We start from the raw sequence: 6069 nt of genomic DNA on the forward strand, positions 1-6069 counted from the left end.
TTCCGATCTTCTTCGCCGGGATCGGCGGACTGGTCGGCCAGGTCATGTGGAATTTGTCGTATGCCCTAAACCTGCCGCTGAACCGGGTTGCCGCAAAATATGCGGAAGCCGGGGATACCCGCAAAATGATCGTTCCAAACGTCTTCATGGGTCAGGCAATCGGTTTCTTATGCCGTTTTGTTCCGGCGGTGCTCGTTCTGACGTCGATGACCGCAGCTTCCGGCCAGGCTGATTTCGCAACGCTGATTCCGGGCTGGGTCACCACCGCACTGAGCATTTTCGGCGGCATGATGGCTTCGTTGGGAATGGGCATCATCTTATCGTTCTTATTAAAGAAGAAATATCACATCGTCATCTTCTTAGCCGGATTCATTCTCGTCACTTATTTCGGTTTAAGCACGATGGCGGTCGCGGTTGTCGCGATCATCACCGCGGTTCTCTACTATGTCGCAGCCTCCTCGTTGGCTGATCGGAAAGGAGCTTAATCATGGCTAAGAAAATCAGTGAAAAAACATTAAAGAAATCCTTCCGGACGTGGTTTTTCTGGAACGGCTGTTCCCAGCAGGCAGAATCAATGCTGGGCATGGCGTTCGGTCAGGCGATGGCCCCGGTCATTGAAGAATTATACGACACGAAAGAAGAACGGGCAGCTGCGCTGCAGCGTCATATCACATTGTTCAATACTGAAGCACAGGTCGGTTCCATCTGCAACGGCATCGTCTGCGGTCTGGAAGAGGCCAATGCCAATGGTCAGTGTACTCCGGAACTCATCAGCAGCGTCAAAGTTGCCTTGATCGGCCCGACATCCGCCATCGGCGATTCGCTGTGGGTTGCGACGATCATCCCGATCCTGCTGACAATCTGCCTGTCGATCTCTCAGGCTTCCGCCAATATGCTTTGGCTGGGACCGGTCATCTACATGCTTGTCTATCCGATCGGCACCTGCGCGCTGAGCTGGTTTCTGTTCAAGCTGGGCTATAAGTCCGGACTGGAAGGGATGCAGACGTTTATGGCGACAGGCCGGCTGAATTTACTGACGGACACGATGACCGTGCTGGGCCTGATCGTCGTCGGCGCCCTGACCGCTTCCTTCGTTTCCTGCACGCTGCCGATTCAGATCGTCAAAGACGTTTATGACGCCACGACCAACACGATCCTGGAAAGCCAGGTGCTGTTCAACGCCGATTCCGTACTGAACTCCATCTTCCCGCAGATCCTGCCGCTGGGCCTGACATTAGGCGTCTATGGTTTGTATGCGAAGAAGAAATGGTCGCCGTTGAAATTGATGGGGCTGATCCTTGTTCTGGCGTGTGTCCTGACCTTCATCGGTTATGCCACCGGTTTCTACGCGTAAATCCGTAAACTGAATTCATCCATCCTCTTTTGGACAGATGAGGAAACACTCTCAGCGCTGCTTCACTCACAGCGCTGAGTTTTTTTGTGGAAAAAGGACAGCGGTGACGCGCTGCCCTGATCTAATCTGTACTCTCTGTTTTAAAATGGGAAACAAGGCTGCGCGACGCTGATGTTTCGCATTCGTTTGCGAACCGCAATCTGATCGACGTTCTCAGTCGCTTTCCTCATCGGGTTGTGCAGACATTCATCCGCATTTCTTGCCTGAACAGCCTTAATGCACTTCTGGACCTCATCGAGCTGATCAGCTGGTATGCTGTACCGTCGTACACAAACTTTCTGACACAATTAGCGGAAAGCTCTTCACGATTCATGATCGGTTTGATTTTGACTTTCTGCCTGATTACCAACATTCTCTGCCGACGTTATTACGCCGGATAGATGAAGGAAAGCATTGTTTGCGGCGGCGTCCTGTAAGGTCGCAAGCAGCGCGTCCGCATAGCCGCCTAAATTTCCGATCAGTTCCTCCCTATTTATTAATTCAATTTCAAAAGGTTCCTGCGCGGTGCTTAAAATATCATAGAGAGCGTCGAGATTATTTCCATAATAATCGGGAAAGGCAAGCTGGTCTTTAAGCTGCCGATGCAGCGTCTGTTTATCCCGGCATTCGCGTCCGTCAATCAAAGCACGCTTCATTCGTTTCCCCTCACCGCTTCAAAGCTTGCGTAATGATCATCCGAATAATAGATCAGACCGTCATCGGAAAAGACAAGGCGTTCCTTTCCCCGATAACCACCTTGATAATCAATGTCGCATTCATACCAAGTCCGGCCGTGAGCGTTGGGAAGCAAACCTTCGCGGTTGCCGAAGCGGTCGCCGCCGATGGATTTGCCTTCGGCTACGTCCCACAGATTTCCTTTCGCGTTATCCCAGCCCAACGCCTGAGCTTCTTTTTTCGTGATGTAATTCTCCGGCAGATGTCCATAGGTTTCCAGATACTCCGCGACTTCCTCCTTCGTGGAATACCAGCCGTCCTCCTGAACCGTTATTGTTTCTTCCATCGGCTGGGAAGTGGCCGGCGGGATCTGCGGCACCGACGTCGAAGCACATCCCAACAAGCTCAGCATCGCCCATAACGCCAAGCCTAATTTAAATCGCAGTTTCATAAACACGCTCCTTTTTTAACATCATAAAACAAAATAGAGAAGAACGCAAAGTCCATTCTTCTCTGTTTCACGGCAAAATAAGTTATGCTTCCCCTTCCCTCCTCTTTTTATAAGGAATCCCTTGAAGTCCTCCTTTTTCCAGTGTTAAAATAGGGGCGTTGTTTGCCGCGGAAGGCAAACAAAGAAAGAGGGGATTTGTTGATGATCATCGAAGGAAATCCAAAAGAACTCGCCGCGATGGAGCAATTCCATAACGGCAATCGTCAGGCCGGGTTGGCGCTTCAGGAAGAATTCGCCGCCGCTTTCCGTGAAGAGTACAAGGAAAAGGACCATTGTCCTTGCCGGAAAGCTTGCCGCTATCATGGCAACTGCAAGGAATGCGTCGCCATTCACCGCGCCCATCAGGAACATGTGCCGAATTGCATGCGGCCGCTGATCAACAAGAAGCTTAAGCTGCTTTCCGAATTGACGGAGCACACCCTCGCCCGCGAAATCGAAGCACCGCAGGAAATTGAACGAAAAGAATTCCAGACGGTTAAATAAAGAAGATTCTTTCCACATCCCTGAGCCTTAATCTGAGCAAGCTCAGCTGGCCTGGCGAGAAACAGCCTGAAACTTCCTGCAACAGGAAATCTCAGGCTGTTTTTTTATTTCTGTTTCCAAGCTGGGGAAAATGATAAGTGAGTCGATCCAGTTACAACTGAGAATTAGAGTGGAGCTGGGCTGCGAACTCCGCCAATCCACTGCTTTCCAGAATAAATTTCAGCAGTTCCTTTTCTTCGCCGCTTCCATCACGTTCTCCACGATCTGCGGGTTCAGAAAGACCAGACTGCTGCGTTCGGCGCCGAACACCGCTTCGCCCCACACAACTTCGTCGTCTTCCGTTTGCGCTAAATCCCGAAAGTCGCGGCTGCAGAAGGTTTTTATTTCGGCCATCAGCTGGGCAGCGCAAGCTTCCCGCCGGCGGACACAGGCTTCTGCTTCCTCGCTCGGAATCAGCCAGGCGTCGGCCAGAACTCCGCCCCGGGTAATCGGGTAGTCCAAAAAGGTTTCCGGCCCCCTGTGTTTGGCCTGAAGTTTTCGTTTCTGCGGCCGGATTCTTTTCTTTTCTGGATTCACCGGCACGTCCGCTTAGCGCCGGTCATTGCGCTGAACGATATTCAAAAGACGCAGAAATTGTGTAATCGCGACCGCCAGCGCCGCAACATACGTCATCGCCGCCGCTGACAGCACTTTCTTGGTTGAGCCTACTTCCTCGCTTGTCAATAAGCCGCAGTTTTCAATCGCGGCCACTGCCCGGTGGCTGGCGTCAAATTCAGTCGGCAGTGTGACCAACTGGAACACAACGCTCAATGCAAAACAAGCCACGCCGATATACGCGATCGTGATCGCCGAGCGCCCCATATTGGAGAAAATCAATCCCATCAAAATCAACGGCGTGGACATCCGGGAACCGATATTCGTCAGCGGAATGATCGCGTTGCGAATCCTTAACGGTGCATATCCATGGGCATACTGGATCGCATGTCCAGCTTCATGCGCGGCCACACCGACCGCGGCGGTGGAAGCAGAACCATAAACTGAATCGGATAACCGGATGACATTCGTGCGGGGATCGAAATGATCGGTCAGATTTCCTGATATCCGCTCGATCCGGACATCATACAAACCGTTGGCATCCAGCACTTCCCGTGCCGCGTCATAGCCGGTCATCCCGTTGCGCGTGCGCTGCTGGCTATATGTGCGGAACGTCGAATTCACCCGGGCGCTGGCCCACATGGAAAATCCAATCGCCGCCAGAACCAGCAAATAAAAAATATCGTAAAATGCGTAGAACATAAACATTCCTCCCTATCAGGCAGGTTTATTCTACACGATTTTACGATACTTTCCACTAGACAACCGCACGGCTTTGTCAATCCCGGTGACAAACCGGGAATTTTATAACGAAACTAACCAGGAATCGTTCTTTCCATTAAAACTTGCTTATCCTTATCTAAAGCTCGATAGATCCCCGGCCAACAGGAAACAGACGCCTCCGGAATTTCCAAGGTGATCAGCGCAAAATCATCATGTCCCTGTTCCACAGTCCACGTCAAACCGTTATTCAGCTGGGCTTCCACCCGATCTACACGCGGATCCCTGCGCACGATCACTGCCATATAAATTCCGTCGTTTTCCATCCTTTGAAGATCACAGGCTTCCTCCGGATTCATCACAAGGTTGATCTTGTTTCCCTCGATTTCTTTTGTTGCAGAGGATCACGGATAGATCTGTTCCTCAACAAGGTTTCCCTGCGCATCATAGGCCCGGTAGGTTCCCTCCCATGTCGCCTCTTCAGAGTTTTCCAGTTGCTGGATCTTGATTGAAAAATCATGCTCCCATTGATCAAAAACAATTACTGGCCGGCCTTTACCGGGATCCATTTCCACCTTCATGATTTCAGGCTGGCTGCGATGGATGACAAACAACTGATTTTTCCCATCACTCAGTCCGTCGATTTGAAATGCTTCGTCAGCATCCGCATAATCATTGTGTGTGCTCCCTCCGGTCGTGATATAAAAGATACCTGCCGTCTTCTCAGCGCCATGCAGCGCATATTGATGATCGTTCGCATACAGATAATAATAACGATCCCCAATTTGAACCTCGTCGATCTTTTCAGCCGGGCTGAAATACAGTCCCCGCAGCGAATCTTCCACACATGCCTGGGGTGATAGATAATAACCGCTAATCCATCCCAACAATACAAGTGTGATCAGAATCAAGGCTATGCCTGCCACAATCTCTCTTTTCCGTTTCATTTTTTCAGCTCCCATTCCTTCAGGTCTAACGACACCCGCTGTCCGTCGATCAAGGAAAGCTCAATTACATCGGAAGCCGGCGCTGTAAAAGTAAGCATCCCTTTCGAGCCGAAGAAAGAGGTCGCTTCAAAATAAGGATAAACTGGAAGGCTGTCGTCTCCATTTTGGATAGAGAAGAAGTTCACCGACCAGCCGGAACGAGAATAGGACAGCTTATTGCGGATATGATACGTTAAGATCAACTCGCCTTCATCAGATTTCCAAAGGGCGTCCAAAGTCACGGTATGTCCGGCTAATTCAATCTTTTCATTTACGGTCGCGATCTTTTCGGCATGTTCAGGGGTCATAGGCAAAAGGTATTGAATTTCATTCCATCCTGCAGTAAGCAATAAATAAACGAAGACAATCCCGGCAATCGCCGCACAGGACATCGTGATCAGCCAGAGCCATCCTAAAAGCGGATGATGAATTCGGTTCAGTTCCCGCCCAACGGCCTGTGGATCCCCCATTCTCGCTGCCGCTTCCGCCTGCGCCTGTTCCAGGGTTAAGCCCTCTTCCTGCATCAGATCCTCAACGCTGTCCTGCAGATGAGCGCGCAATTCATCGCCGATTCTGCCGCGGTCCAGAAAGAAATGAACCTGCGCCGTTACGGCTTGGACATAAGTCTCAATCGGATTCATGATCCGCTGCCCTGAAACGAAAGCACCTGATTGACTGCGGAAGAAAAGCTTTCCCACTGTTCCTGC

The 6069-nt window shown here is 50.8% G+C and carries 10 protein-coding genes; 3 read left to right on the forward strand and 7 right to left on the reverse strand.

Annotated features, from left to right (window positions below):
• Both AC5OW4_RS13950 and AC5OW4_RS13955 read left to right on the forward strand, forming a co-directional pair.
• A partial coding sequence (locus tag AC5OW4_RS13950) for a PTS sugar transporter subunit IIC (RefSeq protein ID WP_493677109.1) occupies window positions 1-485 on the forward strand: 485 nt, incomplete at its 5' end.
• A gap of 2 nt (window positions 486-487) precedes the next feature.
• A complete protein-coding gene (locus AC5OW4_RS13955) occupies window positions 488-1354 on the forward strand; it encodes a PTS system mannose/fructose/sorbose family transporter subunit IID (protein WP_072683044.1) in 867 nt (288 codons plus the stop codon).
• Window positions 1355-1716: 362 nt separating this feature from the next.
• On the opposite strand, the gene AC5OW4_RS13960 is transcribed toward AC5OW4_RS13955, so the two are convergent.
• Together AC5OW4_RS13960 and AC5OW4_RS13965 are read right to left on the reverse strand one after the other, a co-directional pair.
• A complete protein-coding gene (locus AC5OW4_RS13960) occupies window positions 1717-2049 on the reverse strand; it encodes a barstar family protein (RefSeq protein ID WP_072683043.1) in 333 nt (110 codons plus the stop codon).
• A complete protein-coding gene (locus tag AC5OW4_RS13965; protein ID WP_072683042.1) occupies window positions 2046-2519 on the reverse strand; it encodes a ribonuclease domain-containing protein in 474 nt (157 codons plus the stop codon). Before AC5OW4_RS13965 ends, AC5OW4_RS13960 begins: the two co-directional genes overlap by 4 nt.
• Before the next feature lie 201 nt (window positions 2520-2720).
• Between AC5OW4_RS13965 and AC5OW4_RS13970 the strand changes: the two genes are divergently transcribed.
• Window positions 2721-3062 carry a hypothetical protein gene (locus AC5OW4_RS13970; RefSeq protein WP_039863535.1) on the forward strand — a complete coding sequence of 114 codons (342 nt, stop codon included), beginning with the start codon at window positions 2721-2723 and terminating at the stop codon, window positions 3060-3062.
• Window positions 3063-3281: 219 nt separating this feature from the next.
• Here the strand turns inward: AC5OW4_RS13970 and AC5OW4_RS13975 are convergent, their stop codons facing one another.
• The 5 genes from AC5OW4_RS13975 to AC5OW4_RS13995 all read right to left on the reverse strand — a co-directional run.
• A complete protein-coding gene (locus tag AC5OW4_RS13975; RefSeq protein WP_139248530.1) occupies window positions 3282-3563 on the reverse strand; it encodes a hypothetical protein in 282 nt (93 codons plus the stop codon).
• 87 nt (window positions 3564-3650) lie between these two features.
• Entirely contained in the window at window positions 3651-4358 is a 708-nt protein-coding gene (locus AC5OW4_RS13980) for a zinc metallopeptidase (protein WP_083538343.1), read from the reverse strand.
• A gap of 113 nt (window positions 4359-4471) precedes the next feature.
• Window positions 4472-4735, reverse strand: coding sequence for a hypothetical protein (locus AC5OW4_RS13985; RefSeq protein WP_234973133.1), 264 nt, complete (start codon window positions 4733-4735; stop codon window positions 4472-4474).
• 45 nt (window positions 4736-4780) lie between these two features.
• Complete coding sequence (locus AC5OW4_RS13990; RefSeq protein WP_072683038.1) at window positions 4781-5323, reverse strand: hypothetical protein; 543 nt, start codon at window positions 5321-5323, stop codon at window positions 4781-4783.
• Window positions 5320-6069: permease prefix domain 1-containing protein (locus AC5OW4_RS13995; protein WP_493677110.1), on the reverse strand; the 750-nt coding region annotated here is incomplete at its 5' end. The genes AC5OW4_RS13995 and AC5OW4_RS13990, both read right to left, overlap by 4 nt.

It is taken from the genome of Holdemania sp., assembly GCF_986127675.1.